A 19,467-nucleotide genomic window follows, 5' to 3' on the forward strand; every position below is an offset into this window, starting at 1 on the left:
ATAATCCAATTGAACAATTTTGTAATTATGATTTAGCTGTCAGCAAAACTTTCGCAAAGATAATAGCTCGATGGGAATCGTGTGCCATTTGGAACTGAAAGAAATCCGTAATCCGTTTTTCCAAAACGGCATTTGCAAGTAAAAAGAGAGGAGAAAATATATTGTCCACGAATTGCACAAAAACTGAAAACGGAAAAAATGTAGCCCGTGAGTCCTCTCACGGGAGTTGATTCAAGTTTTCCAGCAAAGACAAAAAGAACAAAGGAATCATTATCTCGTGATGCCCGATGAAATAATATCCCTTCCCGCCCATACTTGTAGGACGTTTCGTAATATTAATCAAGGGGCGATAGTGCAAATTCATATCGAAAACCGCTGTGTAGAATTTTTGCAAAGGAAAACCGAGATTGCGAACGATCGTTACAGCTTTCAGGAAAACTTCCGGTAAGATCACAGCAGAGCCAAAATTTAGGAGAACGCCACCTTCATTCAGATCTTTTATTCTGTTTGCAAATATTTTAAAATCCCGATAACTTGCGCCGCCGGCTGCTTCGCCATTGCACTGTTTATGCTGGTGAATTATGTCCGTACCAATTCCTACATGCACAGTTATTGGAACATTATGCTGATAGGCTTTTGCCAAAAGACTATACTCCCAAAACTCCGGTTTTTGTTCAAAAATATATTTTCCGATTGATTCACCGTAGCCCAGTCCATTTTTGTATCCATTTGTAATGGTTTCGTTTAATATGCGTCCGGTTTCTTCGCCCATACCAAAAGAACCGTCTTCTATTGCAGTATCCACGATCTCGGAAGTTTTACCGAACATAGCAATTTCAAAATCGTGAATACAAACAGAGCCGTTCACTGCGATCGTGTCTATCAAACCGTTTTCAATCGCTCTAATAAAAAGCGGAGAGAGTCCGCACTTGATAGTATGACCACCGAGCATCATGATTATCGGTTTATGGGAATCCATCGCATCAGAACAATGCCCGAGAAGCTCCCTCAAATCTTTTGCTTTTAAAATATTCGGAAGCGATTTTATAAAATTTTTTGTAGATATTTTTTCATCAAGTTTGATAAAATCACTGATATGGACTATGCTTTTTCTGCCTTTTACTGAATATGTATTAATATTATTCAGGTCTATTTCTGTGTATTTTGTCATATTATTTCCTCTTAAATATTTTATTACTTAACGCATCAAAATCATCTTCTTGCAAACCGTTTTATCACCCGCATTTATCTTATAAAAATAAATTCCCGGTGCAACCGATTGATTGTTGCTGTCTTTTCCATTCCAAGTTATAGAGTAAAATGACCGTGCAGTTTTTGCATTAACACGGTTAATGCACTCCAAAGTTTTCACCAATTGCCCTTTTATATTGTAAATTATTATTCGTGCTCCTTCGTGTGAATTCGTGGCTAAATTAAAAGAAATCGTAGTAGAACTACAAAACGGATTCGGGTAATTCGACACCTCAATTTCGCTCGCAGGATACTCGGGCTCGGAAATTGCATAACCATTCCATTCATAGGCTCCCATATCAATTTGATTTTCATAAATACGATTATTGCCAGCCAAATCTTCGGGATAGATAAACAAATCCGTTGTGTCCACTATTCCGCTATTTATACATGGAGAACTTTCCTGTAATGAAAAGGGATAGGAACCACTTCCAAAAAAAAGCGGATCAGTCTCAATATTTCCGCTCCCGTCATTTCCAAACTCAATATCATTATAATTTGTATAAAATCCCTTACACCAGACTAATTGAAAAGGCTCATAATAATTTGAATTGTTTCCCCAAATGATATTATTTATGATTTTTGGTTTGGAGATGAATGTTTGAATGGCTCCTGTTTTATAAAATGTATCTTCGTTGAGAACTACATTTCCGGTAATCGTGTTATTTGTAATCTTTGGATAAGAATATGAGCAGTAAACAGGGGATCCACCTAAGAAGGCATAATTTTTTCTGAATAAATTTCCAAATATTATTGGAGCTGATTGATATTCAAAACTAATCGCTCCGCCGTAATCTGCAAAATTGTTGCGAAAGATTGAGCTAATTATTTTAAGTCTCGAAACATTGTAAACGGATATTGCTCCCCCTTTTTTGGTACCTAAAATGGATTTTGAATATTCAAAAATACAATTTGTGAATACGGATGTTTGATTTAACGGAGACGTGTGTATAAATTTTATTCCAGCCCATGCTCCAATCGTGGTATGATCAAAAGAGAAAAATTCAGGATTTTTTGATGTAAAAAGAATCTGTTCTTGCGATTCCCCGAGAGCCAAAATGCACCCTTGCACCGAAATAGAATAAAAACCCATAAATTCTACTCTCGTCCCGCCTGCAATCGTTAGCGTAACTCCGTCTGCAATTTCTATGTCTCCAACCACTTTCACAGTGTCCACATCCCAGATTGCATTTGTTTCAATCACACCCGAAATAGTAATTGAATTTCTCGCATTATTTTCTCCAAAAATCGTAGATGATAAACTGGAATTTCCCTCTTGATAACGCAAATCAGCAGGAAATATCTGGCAGCCATATTCTTCTGCTGCCGTTCCCGGATAGACTCGATAATCACCGTTTTCCGGATCAATCAGTTGCGGATCGATTCCGATGATATTATATTGAGCAGCCCAACTGACCACTTCCGGTGGTGTTCAGCCATATTCACAAAGGGCAACAAAATGTCTGCAATTATCTGCGTTTGCGATTTCGTCATAATGAAAAGACCAATTGTCCAACAATACCGGAATTCCGTAAGTTCCATAAAACAAACTGATCGCCACATTTGCACCGGTAGGCAGCCATTCCATTGGATTACCATTTATATAAGTAAAATCATAGCCGGTATCAATCGCATCAACAAATATATTCCTCTCGATAGTGATATTTCCGCCTGCTCCTTGCAATCTTATAGCGTAATCTTGCGGAGTGTAAAAAGTGCAATATTCGACAGTTCCGGTTGGGAAAATCTCTTCATCCGGAAGGTTTATCCCACGATATCGAATATTTCCATTTATGATAATGCAGTTATCAATGTCCAACTTATTTTCGCAATATGAAATACAAATCTGCTCTCCATTTAAATCAAGAATTGCTCCATTCCCGCAAATTTTAACATCCACTCCCTGCTCATTAGATAATTCGGCAGTGATCGGATCAAATATTTTTCCGATGAGAAGTCCGCCTGTGTAAATCATTCCGGTTTCAAGCTCCAGATATTTATCGTATTCGCCGGCGGAAGGAGCGGCAGCAAAGGCTTCTTGCAAAGTGGAAGAATGTGCTACCGTGCAAATTAGCAGGCTTAGAATTGAAATTGCTGCGGATATTAATTTTTGTGAAAACATGTTTTGGGTGAATTAAAAATTACTATTTCATAAATTATTTTCTATAAGTTTAAATGATTTAGTATAGACAACTTTAATGATCCAAGTTCAATCTAAATTTCTGGTTTTTAACAACAATTTTAGTGTTCTGCAATTTAATCGGATAAATTCCAGTAAGAAGAAAATAAATTTTCGTTATGCTGAAAAATAAATACGAGTCCACTTAAAAAACCGTTCCCAGTTAAATAAAAAAGATAAAAGCATTTCACCCGAATGAAATATCGAAAAAAAAAGATTTCACTGGGCAGGCGGGATAAATAAAACGGTTCAATTATGTAGCTTGTTTTTTAAATCCACGATTAAAATCGTGGACTTCTATCATATTTATATAACTGTTAACACGTAAGTTAGAAGCCCACAGTTGTTTACTCTGTCTGCTGACTGATTAACTGTGGGTAAACAATGAATCACAGCTATTTAACCACTTCAGGGGTTTCTTAAGTGGACTGAATTATTTATACCACAAAAATCAGCAAAAATGCAATTACTAAAGAATAAATTGAGGTTGATTCCGAAACAGCAGCCCCGACGAACATTGTTCTGATCAGGGTTGAAGATTGCATTGGAAATTTACTAATTCCGTCCACAGTTTTGCCTGCCACAACTCCGATACCCAATGCGGGACCGAATGTCCCGAAACCTATGGCAAAGGCAGCCCCAATATATGCCATGGTTTTTACGAGACTGTTACCGGCAGGAGTAGAATACAGCAGCAGCATTGAGATAACGAGAGCAAAAATTGCTGAGGTTTGAGAAAGAGCTTGTCCGATAAGCATATTTGCAGTAAGTCCTTTTGAATTTCGCGGGTATCGAGCAATTCCCTTACACGCTTCAGAACCGGTATATCCGTTTCCCAAAGCGGCTCCAAGCGTTCCGGCACCAATTGCCAAACCTGCCCCAAAAAGAGAGGCTATACCTTGAATGCCATTTGCAGGATCACCCATCCCACCAAATAAAAGTAGCATTGCGATTACCAAACTAAAAATCGCACCGGTTTCCGTGATTGCTTGCCCGATAAGCATTGTTTTTAGCAAAGTATCATTGGCTTTCGGTTGCCGCATAATCGAATAATTTGCCTGAGCTGCAATAGTTCCTTCTCCAACTCCGGCACCAATGGATGAAAGCCCTACCGCGAGAGCAGCACCCAAATAAGAAGCGATATAAACTGTTGTATTTAACATCTGCATCCTTTACTTAATTGCAACGGCTGTGTACGAAAGCGCCAACATTGTAAAAACAAAAGCCTGCACCGTGCCAATGAATAATCCAAAAAATAGATTCAAACCAACCGGTAAAAGGATAAATCTGGTTAGATTGGAAACTACAAGAATAATAATCGCTCCCCCGAGAATATTGCCAAACAGTCGGAAAGAAATTGATACGCAGCTTCCGAGTTCACTCATAATATTTAACGGAATCATAAATGGCATTGGTTCGGCAAAATCCTTTAGATACTTTCCAAAACCCTTTGCTTTGATTGCCGAAAAATGCACAATGGATATTACCATTATTCCCAAACCAAGCGGTACATTCAAATTACGTGTTGGTTCCATATTTCCCGGAATTGGAATTATTCCGATAATATTACACAAGAAAATAAAGAAAAACAAGGTAATAATGTAAGGTGTGAAATAAACTTTGTCCTTACCAATAGTTTCCGTTACGAGTGTACGGAAGAAAGAATACGTCTCTTCTGCAATAATCTGCATTTTGGATGGAATTAGTCGAGCCTTGCGATAAATCGATATTGCAAAAAGTAACAACAAAATATCCACAACAAGTATTACGCGTATTACATTCCAGTTTATGGGAAATTTACCGGCGATTTGAATAATTTTGTCAGTCTGAAATTCTTCGTGAATTTTTTCCTGAATATTCTCTTTGGCTTCAACATTTCTGATTACAAATTTTCCCTCATCAAACCCAATCTGTAGCTTATAATTTAGACCGATTGAAATTACGGCTTCAATTAAAAAAATTATCAGAAAAACATACAATATTTTTTTCTTTTTTGATTTCATATTTCTATTTTTCTTTACTATACAAATTCTCCAAAATTTGATTAATACCGATTGATAACTGAACTGCGATTAATCCAACAAAAAGAGCGATAATATTCACATTTATAAATTGCAATATAATAACAACCACAATTATTAGAACTAAATATCTCAAATAAAAATTTTTGAACACATTTGCTTTGGCACTTGATGGGGCAATTTCTCTCAAATTTTCAGTATTCTTTGCTTGAAAATAAAAATTTCCAAAGCTTGCCAAAGAACCAAGCACATATCCTAACCAAATAGGATAATTTTCTATGAAAAGCAGAAAGGAAAGTATCTCTGTCAAGAAAATTAGTTTGAAAATACGAAAAACATATTTCTTAATGCTCGGACTCATCATTTTTCTCGCTATTTTTGATTATTCTGTAACATCCTACCGCACCTGTTATGACGCCCAAAACTATGCCTATTATTATCGCAATACCACTTGTTTGGAATTTTTTATCAATATAGAGTCCCAAAAAAAATAAACCGACAATACAAATTACCATCGTGGAGCCAAGGTGAGCGACCAGACTTAGTCCCATAAAAATTTCCGTAAAATATTTCGGGTTCTTTTTAATCTGATTTTTCATCTGACAATTTGTTTACTTCAACCGATTCCATAGAGCATTTTCCATCCAACATTGCTCCAGTTTCAATTGTAAGCATTTTTGTGCTGATATCTCCTTTTACTACGGATTTGTTCTTTAATTCAATTTCCTTTTTTGCGAATATATTCCCTTCGATTTTTCCACTTACAACTATTTCTACCGTCCGAATATTTCCCGTAATTTTTGCGGATTTCCCGACTGTAATTAAGTTTTTTGCAATAACATTACCCTGTATTTCGCCGTCAATGTGAATACTTCCTTGCGATTCTATGTCTCCAATTATTTTGGAATCCGAACCGATTATTGTGTTTAACTTTTTATTGGTGCTTTTCATAATATTTCTCCATTTATTTTATAAATTTTGTTGGATTAATTCTTTGTCCCTCGTATCTTATTTCAAAGTGCAAATGCGGAGCAGAGCTCTGACCTGATTTCCCGATTTCCGCAATTTTTTTACCCTTTTTCACAAAATAACCCTTTTTGGCGATATTTCTCGAATTGTGCCCATAAAAAGTTTCATATCCGTTCAGGTGATCAATAACCATACATTTGCCAAATACCGAATCATTATTACTAACACTTTTCACAACACCGGAAGCCGCAGCATAAATTGAATCACCTCTTTTCCCCGCTAAATCAATCCCATAATGGCTTTTTTCGGGTTGATATTTTTTCGTTATTATCGGATCATTGACAGGCATTTTATCAGGGATGTACTGTGATTTATTGATAAATTGCAGTTGAGATTTTTTTAGTTCGGAATATTTACCGGTAAAATTCAACTCAGATTTATTTTTATCCGCTGCTTGAAAATATTTTGATCCTTCAAATTCTTCTGTTAGCAGCGAACTTACCATTGATTCCATTTCATTCAATTCCACTTGGTACTTGCGATTCGCATTTATAAGACGATTTGTTTGCGATTTATCTTTTTGGACATTAATCACAAAACCCACCATAAATCCGATAAAGAGGAATACAATTGCCGTTAGAATTATTGTAAATTTCATAAATTTCTTAGTTTGAAAAGCATTTGAAGAATATTATTCAACTCGTCTTCCGAAAAAAATTGAATTTCGATTTTACCTTTTTTCTGCCCGTTGATTTTTACATTTGCCCCAAAAGTTTTTGAAAGTTCATCCTCAAGTGAAACCAGATGAACATCCTTTTTTAGTTTCCTGGTCTTGGTTTTCTTCTGCATAAATCTTTTAGCAAGCATTTCTGCTTGATGAACAGAAAGGGAGTTATCAATAATTGTTTGAGCAAACTCCATTTGCAAATCAGATTCTACCTGCAATACTGCTCGAGCGTGACCGGATGTGATTTTTTCCATTCTTATAAAATCAAGAATTTCATTCGGTAATTTTAATAATCTAAGCGTATTTGTTATGGCAACTCTACTTTTCCCAACTAATTTTGCAATTTCCCCCTGCTTTTTCCCAAATTCATCTACCAATTTTTTAAAAGCCAATGCCTGATCAACCGTATTGAGATTTTCACGTTGGACGTTTTCAATAATTGCAAGTGAGAGCATTTGCAGACTTTTGGCATCTCGAATAACAGCCGGAACTCTTCCTAATCCTGCTAATTGAGCTGCGGTAATTCGTCTTTCTCCTGCAATCAATTCAAATTTACCATTATCAATTTTTCGAACTACAACAGGCTGGATTATCCCGTTTTCTTCTATTGAATCTGCCAATTCTTGCACCTTTTGCTTTGAGGAATCCTTCCGCGGCTGATAGGGATTAAATTTTATATTATCAATTTCAATCAAATCAAATCCTGCATTTTTTAAAGTCTCTCTGTCTTCATCACCAACAAGGGCGTTAAGTCCTTTTCCCAATCTTCTCATTAATTTTCCTTCCCTGATAAATTTATCACTTCCATTGCTAATTGTAAATATTTTTTTGCTCCCTTTGAATTAATTTCATATTCCAATATTGATTTCCCAAAACCCGGAGCCTCGCTCAATTTCACATTTCTTGGAATAATCGTGTCAAATACCTTATCCGCAAAAAAGCGTCTTACCTCTTTTGCCACTTGCCCCGACAAAATGATTCGTCTGTCATACATCGTTAATAGAATTCCAAATATTTTCAAATTTTGATTAAAGTTTCTTTTCACAAGTTTGATGGTTTTCACGAGTTGGGCTATTCCCTCCAGAGCATAATACTCGCACTGTATGGGAATTACCAAATTATTACAAGCAACCATAGCGTTGAGTGTAAGAATATTAAGCGAGGGAGGGCAATCCACAATTACATAATCAAAACGATCTTTTACTTGATTTATTATTTTTTTCAATCTTTGCTCTTTTTCTGGAAGAGAAAAAAGTTCTACTTCTGCTCCAATCAAGTCAATTGAGGACGGGATAATTTTTAAATTCTCCAAATTTGTAGAAAGAATAGCAGAAGATACTTCTCCATCCCGAATCAACAGATTGTAAATTTGATTCTCGTTATTATTTTTATCAAATCCAATTCCGCTCGTACAATTTGCCTGTGGATCGAGATCTATCAATAAAACTTTTTTATCTAACGCAGCAAGAGAAGATGCCAAATTTATTGAAGTAGTTGTTTTTCCAACGCCACCTTTTTGATTTGTTACTGCGAGTAATTTTGCCATTTTTTTCTGCTTTCTGCAATAAATTTACAGCTTTTTTATTATGATATAATTTCTGTTTCCTATTTCTGCTATATTTCGATTAATTTTTTTCATTTCATATTTAGTTTTTATTGATTTCAAAAGAGCAATTTCTTTTTCATCAATTCCGGATTTATATAGTATCAATTCACCATCTTTTTTGAGGAGAGAAAAACTTTCTTTGAAATATTTTTTTCTCATTTTAACAGCACGTACCAAAATCAAATCAACTTCACCAATATCTTTTATGGAAATATTTTCAAACCTTTCGTTTATAACTTGGGCATTTTTGATATTCAATTCATTTAAAAGAGAATTTAAGTAAACACATTTTTTCATTGTAGATTCCACCAAAATTAATTTGACTGACGGTTCTAATATTCTAATCGGGACGCTTGGAAAACCAGCTCCTGAACCCAAATCCAGCACTTTTTTCTCTTTAAAGTTTTCAAATTCCATAGGAATTATTGAATCAAGAAAATGTTTGACCCACATATTTTGAGCAGAATTTTTAGATACCAAATTTATTTTCTGATTATAATTCTGAAGAAATGCATCGTATTTCTCAAATATTTTTGTTTTTTCATAAGGGAAATTATTTTCTTTTAAATATTTTGTAAATAATTTACTTTTTTGGCTCATAATAGACCTTCAATTTTATCAATAGTGCGGAAATATCTGCGTAAGTAACTCCCGGAATTCGGGATGCTTGTCCGACCGAGATAGGGCAAATTTTTTCCATTTTTTCTCTAGCCTCATAAGAAATTGTTTTCAGACCCATAAAATCCATATCCGGGGGAATTATTTTTTTTTCAAGGAATTCAAATTTTTCTATTTCTTTTATCTGTCGCTTTATATAACCTTCATATTTAATTTCCAGAGATATCTTCTCTTTGATAAAATCCGTTACATCCGGTTCAATTTTATATCCAAATTTGACCAGATCGTCGAATTTCACTTCGGGGCGACGTAAAATTTCATTCATTTTGTATGATTTTTTTGACTCAATTTCAGCGGGAATTTTTTTTAATTTTTCCAGTTCTCTATTTTTGATTTTAACTGCATCCTTAAATTTCTCATATCGTCTATTGCTAAGCAAGCCCAAACTATGTGCAAGAGGCATCAATCTTTCATCGGCATTATCTTGCCTTAAATACAATCTGTATTCAGCCCGTGCAGTGAACATTCTATATGGTTCGTCAACGCCCTTGGTGACGATATCATCAATGAGTACACCGATATATGATTGATCTCGCTTAAAAATAACAGGAAGCTTTTTATCAATAAAATTCACAGCATTTATTCCTGCAACAATTCCCTGGGCGGCAGCTTCTTCGTAGCCGGATGTTCCATTTATTTGGCCAGCGAGGAAAAGTCCACTAACTTTCTTAGTTTCTAAACTCAATTTTATTTCTTGTGTGTCAACACAATCATATTCGATTGCATATCCATATCTCATAAATTTTGCATTTTCCAGTCCTTGAACAGAATGAACAATTTTGTATTGAATTTCCGGGGGAAAACTGGTCGGAAGTCCATTTGCATAAACCTCAAATGTGTCTAATCCTTCCGGCTCAATGAAAATTTGATGACGGTTTTTTTCAGGAAATTTTTTTATTTTATCCTCTATAGATGGACAATAACGAGCTCCGATTCCGGTGATGTTTCCGCTGAACAAGGAGGATTTTGTCATATTATCAGCAATTATTTTATGTGTTTTTTCATTTGTATATGTTAGATAACAATCAGCATAATTTCTCGGTGTGAAATCCGAATAATACGAAAAATTGCACGGTGGCTCATCGGGATGCTGAATTTCCAATTTAGATAAATTTAGAGAACGTATATCTAATCTCGGCGGAGTGCCGGTTTTGAAACGGAGAAGATTTAATCCTGCTGATCGAAGTGAGTCTGACAATTTTTCAGCAGCAAATTCTCCCGCTCTTCCGGATGCGTAGTTTTTCATTCCAACATGTATTCGTCCCTTTGGAAATGTTCCCGGTGCAAGAATAACAGCTTTACCAAAATATTCTTGTTGATATTGGGTTTTAACCCCTATCACTTGTCCCTTTTCTATTAATATTTTTTCAACCAGAGCCTCTTTTACGTCCAAATTATCTTGATTCTCTACAAAAGATTTCATGGTTAATTGATATTTCATTCTATCGGCTTGAGCCCGTGGAGCCCATACTGCCGGACCTTTACTTCTATTTAGCATTCGGAAATGAATTCCAGCCCTATCTATTACTTTGCCCATCGCACCACCGAGCGCATCAACTTCTCTGGTAATGTGTCCTTTTGCCAAACCACCAATTGCCGGATTACAAGACATCCGTCCAATTGTTTCCAATTTGATGATCAGCATGAGTGTTTTTGCTCCCCGCTTTGCGGATGAAATAGCTGCTTCACAGCCAGCATGTCCACCCCCCACAACAATTACATCATATTTTTGTTTCATTTTCTCTTTTCTTTATAAATGTTTCATGTGAAACACTTAGATTGATTTGAATAAATATTAGTCAATTATTGTGAATAATTTTACATTCTCCCTTTTTTTGAATAATATACATAAAATGAATCTAAGTGCATAAACTCAACAATCCGGAACAAATTATTCAAAATGTTTCATGAGAAACATTTTAATTTTCCGATTCAGATTAACCCGAAAATAATTTTCACCCATTAATGATTGATTTACTCTGAGGATATTCTTATTTCCCTACACAAAATCGATCAAAAATTGAATTAATAATTTCATCACTTGTAATTTTTCCGATTATCTCCTCAAGCGCCTCGCTTGCTTCTCTTAACTCAAAAGCAACAAATTCTAAACCTGTCTCCAACTTTGCAGTATTGAATGCATTTTTTAATTTTTGTTCGCATTTTTTTGCAGCCGCAAGTTGGCGAGTATTACTAATTAATCCGAAACTATTATCAATTTTTGCAATATCAATTTTATCAGTTATCGCTTTTTTCAGCTCAGGTATTCCGTAGCCGGTTAGAGAAGAAACGCTAACTATTTTATCCTTTAACTTTCCTTCTAATTTTTCATTCTTCAGCAAATCTACTTTGTTCATAACAACAATATGATCCTTGAGTATTATGCTTTGGGACAATTTGATTTTGTTTTTTTTCAAAACATCTTCAACCCAGATAATCAGATGGGATTTCTCAATTAAATCATAACTTTTATTAATCCCGACTTTTTCAATTATTTCTTTGGATTCAGTTAAACCGGCTGTGTCAAAAAGTTTGATAAAATACCCATCAAGTGCTATGTCTTCTTCGATGTAATCTCTAGTTGTTCCCGGAATATCAGTTACAATTGATCTCTCGTTTTCTATGATTTTATTGAACAGACTGGATTTCCCGGCATTCGGTTCTCCGGCAATGACGACTCGATAACCCTCATTAAGAATTATTCCCTCGTTTCCGCTATTTATAAGTTGAACAATCTTTTTATGTATGGATTTAATTTTAACGATCGTGCTTGACTGCGATGTCTTTTGGATCCCTTGGTCAGAGAAATCAATATCAAGTTCAATTTCGCTTCTCAAAGTTGATATTTCACTAATAAACCCGTGGATTGATTGAAACAATTTGCCTTCCAACCGATTTATTGCTGCTTGCTGCGTACGTTTTGTTTTTGAATTTATTAAATCAATAACGGATTCTGCTTCCGTAAGATCCATTTTGCTGTTTAGGAATGCTCTCTTTGTGAATTCACCAGGTTCGGCAAGTCTCGCCCCGTTAGATAAAACTGTTTCTAATACCTTTTGCGTTACAAACCTACCTCCATGGCAACTCACCTCAATTACATCTTCACCTGTGTAACTACGTGGAGAAATAAATACGGAAACCAGCACGTCGTCTATTAATTGATTTCCCGAATAAATTTCACCATAATAAATATGATGCGAACTGAAATTATCTGTCGAAGTTTTTCCTTTAAATATTTTTTGGATAATTTTAAGAGAATTTGCCCCGCTAATGCGAACTACCGATATACCTCCTGTGCCGATAGGAGTTGCAATTGCTGCTATTGTATCACTATGCCCTATCATAGAAATCTAAAATATATTTTGATATATCTGAAGAGGTAAGCCCAACATTTCGCTTAAGAATTTCTGTATTGCCTTGGGGGATGAATTCGTCGGGGAGACCAAATATTTTTACCTTAATATCAAATCCAAAATTATTCACACATTGTAATACAGCAGATCCAAACCCCCCGACAGCAGCATTTTCTTCTATTGTAATTATCTGTTCTACACCTTGTTCTGATAAATAATTCAACATATTTTTATCAAGAGGTTTGAGGAATCGAGCATTGATGAGAAACGGATCTATTTGTTCTGATTTTACTTTTTTATAAGCTTCATAAGCGATGTCAAATATTGTTCCTATTGAAATAATCGCCAATTTTTTCCCCTCAAATACTAATTCACTTTTTCCCAAACCAATTCGAGGGCTACTCAATTCCGGATAGTGATGAACTTTCCCCCGAGGGTATCTTACAGAAATTGGACCTTCTGAAAATTTTGCCATAAACTTAATCATTTTCTCCAATTCACTCCCATCTCGAGGAGCCATAACAGTTATGTTCGGGACACAATTCAAGAAGGACAGGTCAAAAGTGCCATGATGAGTGGGACCATCTTCACCTACAATTCCACCTCTATCAATACCAAATTTAACAGGTAAATTTTGCAAAGCGACATCGTGAATTATCTGATCGTACGCTCTTTGCAAAAACGTAGAATAAATTGAAACAAATGGCTTTATACCTTCACAAGCAAGACCCGCTCCAAAAGTAACAGCATGCTGTTCTGAAATTCCAACATCAAAAAATCTTTTTGAATATTTATCTCTAAATTCCCTAATTCCTGTTCCATCAGCCATAGCAGCAGTAATTAAAACAATATTTTCATCTTCCTCTGCAAGCTTTGTTAAGGTTTCTCCATAAATCGTACAATACTTTTTATCCGGTTTAGTACTAACTTTTTTGTTAAACTTTCCGGTAGTTTCATCAAATGGCGAGACACCATGAAATTTTGTAGCATCTTTTTCTGCATACGAAAAACCTTTACCCTTTTTTGTAATTACATGAATTAAACAAGGTCCAGTCACATGGTTTTTAACGTTAGTTAATATCCTAACAATAGATTGGACATTATGGCCATCAATGGGTCCAAAATACTTGAAACCAATATCCTCAAAAAATCCATTTGGCATTATCATGCCTTTCAGCCTCTCAATATTTCTCGCACTCGAAATAACTCTTTTTCTGATAATTTTTGGTAGCGACTGAACTGTTTCCCATATTTCTTTCTTTATTTTATTATATGATTTCCCGGAAAGAATGTTTGCTAAATAATAATGCAATCCACCCACATTGGGGGAGATAGACATTTCATTGTCGTTCAAGATCACAATCAAATCCTTATGCATACCTCCGGTATTGTTCATACCCTCAAAAGCTTCTCCGGCTGTTAATGCTCCATCACCGATAACTACGATAACTTTTTCCGGCTTTCCTTTTATTTCTTTAGCAGCAAAAATACCTAATCCCGCTGAAATGGATGTACTACTATGTCCCACTCCAAATGCATCATATTTACTTTCAGATATTTTATTAAACCCGCTCATCCCACCAAATTGACGAAGAGTTTCAAATTGATCATTTCTCTCTGTTAAAATTTTATATGCATAAGATTGATGCCCCACATCCCAAACAATTCTATTTACAAGTGGGTCGAATATTTTCAGCAAAGCAACGGTAAGTTCGACTACTCCGAGACTTGGCGCCAAATGACCACCATGCCGCGAGGTAACATCAATGATTCTTTCTCTGATCTCTGCACATAAAAGATTCAATTCTTTGATGGATAATTGTTTTACATCTTCCGGAGACTTAATTTTTTCCAGCATATTTGCTTCCTAGCTTTCAACTGATTGGACTTTTTCACCAATCCAATTTAGTATAATATTTTTCCCGAATTTGTTTTTTGCGGAAAAAGAATGAACTATTTCATTTTGGTCCAAATCAAATTGCTGATTTAGTTTTCTGATTTGGGCACTTGTTTTACTTTTACTTAACTTATCACTTTTTGTAGCAATAATCATCATATTTTTTCCAAACGAACTGACCCATTTAATCGCATCTATATCTTTGGGACTGGCTTCATGCCGAATATCAACAATGATCACAATGCCTCGCAAAGTTCTGCGGTTACGAATATAATTCGTAACCAACTTTTGCCACTGATTTTGCATCTCACCTTTCACGTTGGCAAAACCATAACCGGGTAAATCCGCAAAAAACATCTTAGTCCTTTTCCCGCTATTGTTGATATAATTTACATCGAACAAATTTATTGATCTTGTTTTTCCAGGTTTTTTACTTATTTGGGCAAGATTTTTCCGATTTAATAAGGCATTAATCATTGAAGATTTACCCACATTTGATCTCCCGATAAATGCAATTTCCGGGAATGATAAATTAGGCAATTGGTTAAAATGGAAACCGCTTGAATGATAATTTGAATCAATTATTTTCATCTCTTAGATAAATTATTGAGTAGTTGTCAGATTCCCAGACCTGCAATTCTATTACTTTTGAATTATCGTCATCAAAAACATCTGCACATAAATTGAAAATAGTTTTGGCGATGTTTTCAGATGATGGGTTTTTTCCATAAAACGCTTCCAAATCATTCAAATTCTTATGATCAAATTCATCCAGAATATTTTTCAATTTTCTCTTTGCTTCTTTGAAATCAATGCTCAACCCGATAGAATCGAGATTTTTACACGCGATAGCAAGCCGAACTCTCCAGTTATGACCGTGAATATTTGAGCATTCACCTTCATAACCATTCAATTTATGGGCTCCGCAAAATTTTTCAATTACATTTATTATATACATTTTTTTCTCCAAACTCCCTAATTTCTAAAAACGTAATATTTTGTCAAAGTTTTTGAAGTAAGTTAATTGTATTCTTTCGTTTTAACTGATTGAAAATTAATTCATAATTTTAAACTTGTAATGTCGGTTATTTTGAGACGGTTTATTAAATAACAAATGTGGGCAGCTTGACATAAAAAACGGGAAATAAAATTCTTTTACAAAAAATTATCGGAGGATAGATGTTAAACAAAACGTTGATTGAAAAAATTCTGCTACAAGCCGTTTCCGGCGGTGCAGATTTTGCAGAAATTTATTCGGAAAACTGTTTCAATTCTTCTATTCAACTGCTGGATAGCAAGATAAAGAAATCTGTGGACGGTTTTGATTTCGGAGCTGGCATTCGTATTTTTTATGGCAAAAAAGCAATATATGCCTATACAAATGACCTTTCCGAAAAATCTTTGCTTTCCCTTGCAAAAACTATCAGCAAGGCGGACACAGGAAAAAGCAACATTACAACTTTTAATTTATGCGAAAAGAAAATCGCTAACATTCACCCGATTGAGATTTTCCCGAAGGATGTAGCAAAAGCGGAAAAAGTTAATTTTTTACATCAAGTTAACAAATTCGCAAGAAATCATTCCAAGTTTATTTCCCAAGTCAGAATCATTTATTCTGAAGTTGAGAAAAAAATCCTTGTGGCAAATACAGAGGGCTTACTTACCAAAGATAGCAGAAATTATGTTCGAGCTTATGCAACCGCAATTGCTGCCAAAAATAGCGAAATGCAAACAGGCGGCGAAGGTCCGGGTGCTTTTAAAGGATTCGAGTTCATAAAAAACTTAAACCCTGAAAAAATTGGGAATGAAATCGCCAAGCAAGCGGTTGTCATGCTCAATGCTGACTATGCACCTTCCGGAAAATTCCCTGTGATTATTGGCAATGCTTTTGGTGGGGTTATTTTTCACGAAGCCTGCGGACATTCACTCGAAACTACAAGTGTTGCAAAAGGTGCATCTGTTTTCGCAGATAAAATGGGAACACAAATCGCCAACAAATGCGTAACTGCAATTGACGATGGAACAATACCAAACCAATGGGGCTCAACGAATATTGATGATGAAGGAAATCCTACTCAGAAAACCGTGCTAATTAAAAACGGAATCCTAAATTCATTTATGATTGATAAACTCGGCGGCATGAAAATCGGAATGAAATCAACCGGTTCCGGCAGAAGAGAGTCCTTCAAATTCGCTCCAACATCCCGAATGCGAAATACTTACATTGCTCCCGGAAAAGATAAGATCGAAGATATGATCGCATCAGTAGATTATGGACTTTACGCCAAAAAAATGGGTGGAGGCTCCGTTCAACCCGGAACAGGAGACTTCAATTTCGCCGTTTCAGAAGGATATCTGATTGAACATGGAAAGATCACAAAACCTGTTCGTGGAGCATCACTTATCGGAAATGGTGCCAATATTCTACACAAAATCAGCATGATCGCTGCTGATCTCAAACACGCAGAAGGTATGTGCGGTTCATCCAGCGGAAGCGTGCCGGTCTGCGTTGGACAACCTCATATAAAAGTAGATGAAATCATAGTCGGCGGACGGAAGGAGAACTAATGTTTGAAAAAGAATTTGAAACAATATTCAAAATTGCTAAGCAAAAAGGAATTGATAAATTCGATATATTTTTGATAAAAAACTCTTCCTTTTCCCTTAATGTATTTAAACAAAATGTGGAGGAATTCTCTTCTTCGGATATGACCGGATTGAGCATCCGCGTTATCAATGGTAAAAAAGTCGGCTATGCTTATACGGAAAAATTTGATGCCGATTCTTTTGATACTATTTTGAACATGGCTTTGGAAAATTCTCGCATTATTGAAGATGAAAAAGAGATAGATTTGATAAATTTCCCCGATTTGGAGATGAAAGTTAAAACTTTTTATCCGGAACTCGAAGAAATTAACATTGATGCCAAAATTGACATAGCTATGAAATTGGAAAGTTTCCCTCTGGGATTTGATAAACGAATCATCAATGTTCCTCACGCTCAATATGGAGATATGAGCACGTATTTGAAAATCGCAAACTCCAGCGGACTAAGCAAAGAATATAAATCCAACGGCGTTTACGGTTTCTCCTACTGTCTTGCAAAAGACGATAAAATGAACAAAGGCGGCAGTTACTTTGATGTTTCTCATTATTTTGGCAAAATTGATCCGAAACATATCGGAGAGAGGGCAGCGCAAAAAGCCTTGGAACTGCTTGGTGCAAGAGAAATAAAATCAGGACAATATCCGATAATTTTTGACCATTCTACTGCTGCGACAATGCTTCAAACTTTTGCAAATATTTTTTCGGCAAAATCAGTACAAGAAGGTCAGTCCCGACTAAAAGGAAAATTGGGACAAAATATTGCGACTGAAAAAATCACTATTGTAGATGATGCATTATATGAAAAAGGCTGGGCTCGACCATTTGATGCGGAAGGCTATCCGTCCCAAAAAACTGAACTAATCAAAAATGGTTTGCTGAATTCATTCATTCACAACACAATTACAGCCAAGAAGGACAATACGAAATCAACCGGCAATGCAAGCCGTTCCTACAAAGGAACTCTGGGCATCTCTTCATCAAATATGTATATCACAAACGGTGATGTGAAAAAGAACGAACTTTATGGCATTTATCCCAAATCCATCGAAATCGTCTCTTTGGCAGGAATGCACAGTGGTTGCAGCTCCATTTCCGGCGATTTTTCACTTTCCGCTCAAGGTTTCCTTTGTGAAAACGGAGCCAGAAAATACCCGATTCATAACTTCACGGTTTCCGGCAATTTCTTTGAAATGCTCAATAACATAACCGCTCTTGCCGATGATCTCAAATTGAATATGAGCCAATTCGGTTCTCCGACATTTTTGGTTGAAAAATTAAATATTAGCGGATAATTATTCTCTCTCTTCGTTTTGTGATTTATTTCCCCTTCTTTTAAAAAAAAGAGAAGGGGAACATTCACCTTTCTTTGAAACTTTGAGCTAAATAAAATTAATATGAAAATTGGATTTTTACAATTTTATCCCCAATTATTTAACGAGATTAAAAATTTAGATACGATATGCAAACTGATGCAAGATTGCGAGGCAGACCTGATCGTTCTGCCGGAACTTGCAACGAGCGGATATATTTTTACTGATCGAAACGAACTCGCTCATTATACTGCTCCAGCTTATTCCGGAAGAATTGCCAATTTTTTTCGCCAACTTTCGCAGAAATACAAATGTGCTATAGTTACCGGATTCGCAGAAAATGAAAATAATCATTTCTTTAATTCCCAGATGCTTGTTCTTCCAAATGGCAAAATACATATTTACAGAAAAACTCATCTGTTTTATAAAGAAAAGGAAATATTCAATCCAGGTGACACGGGGCTGAATGTTTTTGAATACAAGGGGGTGAACCTGGGGCTAATGATCTGCTTTGACTGGATATTTCCCGAATCTGCCCGAACACTCGCCCTAAAAGGTGCCGATATAATCTGCCATTCCGCCAACTTGGTACTCCCATTTTGCCAAAAAGCGATGGTTACTCGTTCCATCGAAAATCGTGTTTTTATCATAACAGCCAATCGGTTCGGTTCGGAGAAAAACGCGGATGAAAAATTTAACTTCACGGGAATGAGCCAAATAACAGATGTAACAGGTAACGTCCTAATAAACGCTGGAAAAGACGAAGAGTGTGTGAAAATCGTAGATATTGAACCCCAAAGAGCAAGAAATAAAAATGTAACGGAATTTAATAATATTTTTTTGGACAGAAAGGAAGATTTTTATAAGGT

Annotated in this window: 20 protein-coding genes; 3 read left to right on the top strand and 17 right to left on the bottom strand. The window is 35.7% G+C overall.

What is annotated here, in order from left to right:
- Positions 1-217 precede the first annotated feature (217 nt).
- The 17 genes from U9P79_01615 to queD all read right to left on the bottom strand — a co-directional run bounded on the left by U9P79_01615 (position 218) and on the right by queD (position 15,639).
- Complete coding sequence (locus U9P79_01615) at positions 218-1,171, bottom strand: hypothetical protein (protein ID MEA2103325.1); 954 nt, start codon at positions 1,169-1,171, stop codon at positions 218-220.
- A gap of 27 nt (positions 1,172-1,198) precedes the next feature.
- Complete coding sequence (locus tag U9P79_01620; protein MEA2103326.1) at positions 1,199-2,671, bottom strand: T9SS type A sorting domain-containing protein; 1,473 nt, start codon at positions 2,669-2,671, stop codon at positions 1,199-1,201.
- A 12-nt stretch (positions 2,672-2,683) separates the two neighbouring features.
- Positions 2,684-3,373: a hypothetical protein gene (locus U9P79_01625; GenBank protein MEA2103327.1), complete on the bottom strand. Its 690-nt coding sequence runs from the start codon at positions 3,371-3,373 to the stop codon at positions 2,684-2,686.
- Between the two features lie 494 nt (positions 3,374-3,867).
- Complete coding sequence (gene atpE, locus U9P79_01630; protein MEA2103328.1) at positions 3,868-4,593, bottom strand: ATP synthase F0 subunit C; 726 nt, start codon at positions 4,591-4,593, stop codon at positions 3,868-3,870.
- 9 nt (positions 4,594-4,602) lie between these two features.
- A complete protein-coding gene (atpB, locus tag U9P79_01635; GenBank protein ID MEA2103329.1) occupies positions 4,603-5,433 on the bottom strand; it encodes a F0F1 ATP synthase subunit A in 831 nt (276 codons plus the stop codon).
- A gap of 4 nt (positions 5,434-5,437) precedes the next feature.
- On the bottom strand, positions 5,438-5,815 hold the full coding sequence (locus U9P79_01640) for an ATP synthase subunit I (GenBank protein ID MEA2103330.1): 378 nt from the start codon (positions 5,813-5,815) through the stop codon (positions 5,438-5,440).
- Complete coding sequence (locus U9P79_01645; GenBank protein ID MEA2103331.1) at positions 5,796-6,050, bottom strand: AtpZ/AtpI family protein; 255 nt, start codon at positions 6,048-6,050, stop codon at positions 5,796-5,798. The genes U9P79_01640 and U9P79_01645 overlap by 20 nt, the downstream gene beginning before the upstream one ends.
- Positions 6,034-6,402 carry a polymer-forming cytoskeletal protein gene (locus U9P79_01650; protein MEA2103332.1) on the bottom strand — a complete coding sequence of 123 codons (369 nt, stop codon included), beginning with the start codon at positions 6,400-6,402 and terminating at the stop codon, positions 6,034-6,036. The genes U9P79_01645 and U9P79_01650 overlap by 17 nt, the downstream gene beginning before the upstream one ends.
- A gap of 13 nt (positions 6,403-6,415) precedes the next feature.
- Complete coding sequence (locus U9P79_01655; protein ID MEA2103333.1) at positions 6,416-7,078, bottom strand: M23 family metallopeptidase; 663 nt, start codon at positions 7,076-7,078, stop codon at positions 6,416-6,418.
- The gene (locus U9P79_01660) at positions 7,075-7,920 is read right to left on the bottom strand and encodes a ParB/RepB/Spo0J family partition protein (GenBank protein MEA2103334.1); all 846 of its coding nucleotides are present in this window, start codon (positions 7,918-7,920) and stop codon (positions 7,075-7,077) included. Before U9P79_01660 ends, U9P79_01655 begins: the two co-directional genes overlap by 4 nt.
- Positions 7,920-8,693 (bottom strand): AAA family ATPase, encoded by a 774-nt coding sequence (locus tag U9P79_01665; GenBank protein MEA2103335.1) that lies wholly within the window; start codon positions 8,691-8,693, stop codon positions 7,920-7,922. Before U9P79_01665 ends, U9P79_01660 begins: the two co-directional genes overlap by 1 nt.
- Before the next feature lie 24 nt (positions 8,694-8,717).
- Positions 8,718-9,353 carry a 16S rRNA (guanine(527)-N(7))-methyltransferase RsmG gene (gene rsmG, locus U9P79_01670; protein ID MEA2103336.1) on the bottom strand — a complete coding sequence of 212 codons (636 nt, stop codon included), beginning with the start codon at positions 9,351-9,353 and terminating at the stop codon, positions 8,718-8,720.
- Positions 9,337-11,169, bottom strand: a complete 1,833-nt coding sequence (gene mnmG, locus U9P79_01675) for a tRNA uridine-5-carboxymethylaminomethyl(34) synthesis enzyme MnmG (GenBank protein MEA2103337.1) — start codon at positions 11,167-11,169, stop codon at positions 9,337-9,339. Before mnmG ends, rsmG begins: the two co-directional genes overlap by 17 nt.
- 253 nt (positions 11,170-11,422) lie before the next feature.
- Positions 11,423-12,775, bottom strand: a complete 1,353-nt coding sequence (gene mnmE / locus U9P79_01680) for a tRNA uridine-5-carboxymethylaminomethyl(34) synthesis GTPase MnmE (protein ID MEA2103338.1) — start codon at positions 12,773-12,775, stop codon at positions 11,423-11,425.
- Positions 12,762-14,642, bottom strand: coding sequence for a 1-deoxy-D-xylulose-5-phosphate synthase (gene dxs / locus U9P79_01685; GenBank protein ID MEA2103339.1), 1,881 nt, complete (start codon positions 14,640-14,642; stop codon positions 12,762-12,764). The genes mnmE and dxs overlap by 14 nt, the downstream gene beginning before the upstream one ends.
- Positions 14,643-14,651: 9 nt before the next feature.
- Positions 14,652-15,272 carry a ribosome biogenesis GTP-binding protein YihA/YsxC gene (yihA, locus tag U9P79_01690; GenBank protein ID MEA2103340.1) on the bottom strand — a complete coding sequence of 207 codons (621 nt, stop codon included), beginning with the start codon at positions 15,270-15,272 and terminating at the stop codon, positions 14,652-14,654.
- Positions 15,259-15,639: a 6-carboxytetrahydropterin synthase QueD gene (gene queD / locus U9P79_01695; GenBank protein MEA2103341.1), complete on the bottom strand. Its 381-nt coding sequence runs from the start codon at positions 15,637-15,639 to the stop codon at positions 15,259-15,261. Before queD ends, yihA begins: the two co-directional genes overlap by 14 nt.
- 221 nt (positions 15,640-15,860) lie before the next feature.
- On the opposite strand from queD, the gene U9P79_01700 reads away from it, so the two are divergent.
- The 3 genes from U9P79_01700 to U9P79_01710 form a co-directional block, all read left to right on the top strand.
- Complete coding sequence (locus U9P79_01700; protein MEA2103342.1) at positions 15,861-17,249, top strand: TldD/PmbA family protein; 1,389 nt, start codon at positions 15,861-15,863, stop codon at positions 17,247-17,249.
- Positions 17,249-18,580, top strand: a complete 1,332-nt coding sequence (locus U9P79_01705) for a TldD/PmbA family protein (GenBank protein MEA2103343.1) — start codon at positions 17,249-17,251, stop codon at positions 18,578-18,580. The genes U9P79_01700 and U9P79_01705 overlap by 1 nt, the downstream gene beginning before the upstream one ends.
- A 102-nt stretch (positions 18,581-18,682) precedes the next feature.
- Positions 18,683-19,467, top strand: a 785-nt coding sequence (locus U9P79_01710) for a nitrilase-related carbon-nitrogen hydrolase (GenBank protein ID MEA2103344.1), incomplete at its 3' end; no start/stop codon positions are given.

The sequence above is a fragment of the Candidatus Cloacimonadota bacterium genome (assembly GCA_034661015.1).
Lineage (GTDB): Bacteria > Cloacimonadota > Cloacimonadia > JGIOTU-2 > JGIOTU-2 > JAYEKN01.

What these genes read in the sequence shown, in the direction of transcription:
- yihA (MEA2103340.1), bottom strand. Translation starts at nt 15,272, where the DNA reads ATGAAAATAATTGATTCAAATTATCATTCAAGCGGTTTCCATTTTAAC.
- mnmE (MEA2103338.1), bottom strand. Translation starts at nt 12,775, where the DNA reads ATGATAGGGCATAGTGATACAATAGCAGCAATTGCAACTCCTATCGGC.
- U9P79_01645 (MEA2103331.1), bottom strand. Translation starts at nt 6,050, where the DNA reads ATGAAAAATCAGATTAAAAAGAACCCGAAATATTTTACGGAAATTTTT.
- U9P79_01655 (MEA2103333.1), bottom strand. Translation starts at nt 7,078, where the DNA reads ATGAAATTTACAATAATTCTAACGGCAATTGTATTCCTCTTTATCGGA.
- queD (MEA2103341.1), bottom strand. Translation starts at nt 15,639, where the DNA reads ATGTATATAATAAATGTAATTGAAAAATTTTGCGGAGCCCATAAATTG.
- U9P79_01615 (MEA2103325.1), bottom strand. Translation starts at nt 1,171, where the DNA reads ATGACAAAATACACAGAAATAGACCTGAATAATATTAATACATATTCA.
- dxs (MEA2103339.1), bottom strand. Translation starts at nt 14,642, where the DNA reads ATGCTGGAAAAAATTAAGTCTCCGGAAGATGTAAAACAATTATCCATC.
- atpE (MEA2103328.1), bottom strand. Translation starts at nt 4,593, where the DNA reads ATGTTAAATACAACAGTTTATATCGCTTCTTATTTGGGTGCTGCTCTC.
- atpB (MEA2103329.1), bottom strand. Translation starts at nt 5,433, where the DNA reads ATGAAATCAAAAAAGAAAAAAATATTGTATGTTTTTCTGATAATTTTT.
- U9P79_01660 (MEA2103334.1), bottom strand. Translation starts at nt 7,920, where the DNA reads ATGAGAAGATTGGGAAAAGGACTTAACGCCCTTGTTGGTGATGAAGAC.
- U9P79_01705 (MEA2103343.1), top strand. Translation starts at nt 17,249, where the DNA reads ATGTTTGAAAAAGAATTTGAAACAATATTCAAAATTGCTAAGCAAAAA.
- U9P79_01650 (MEA2103332.1), bottom strand. Translation starts at nt 6,402, where the DNA reads ATGAAAAGCACCAATAAAAAGTTAAACACAATAATCGGTTCGGATTCC.
- U9P79_01625 (MEA2103327.1), bottom strand. Translation starts at nt 3,373, where the DNA reads ATGTTTTCACAAAAATTAATATCCGCAGCAATTTCAATTCTAAGCCTG.
- mnmG (MEA2103337.1), bottom strand. Translation starts at nt 11,169, where the DNA reads ATGAAACAAAAATATGATGTAATTGTTGTGGGGGGTGGACATGCTGGC.
- U9P79_01640 (MEA2103330.1), bottom strand. Translation starts at nt 5,815, where the DNA reads ATGATGAGTCCGAGCATTAAGAAATATGTTTTTCGTATTTTCAAACTA.
- U9P79_01665 (MEA2103335.1), bottom strand. Translation starts at nt 8,693, where the DNA reads ATGGCAAAATTACTCGCAGTAACAAATCAAAAAGGTGGCGTTGGAAAA.
- U9P79_01700 (MEA2103342.1), top strand. Translation starts at nt 15,861, where the DNA reads ATGTTAAACAAAACGTTGATTGAAAAAATTCTGCTACAAGCCGTTTCC.
- rsmG (MEA2103336.1), bottom strand. Translation starts at nt 9,353, where the DNA reads ATGAGCCAAAAAAGTAAATTATTTACAAAATATTTAAAAGAAAATAAT.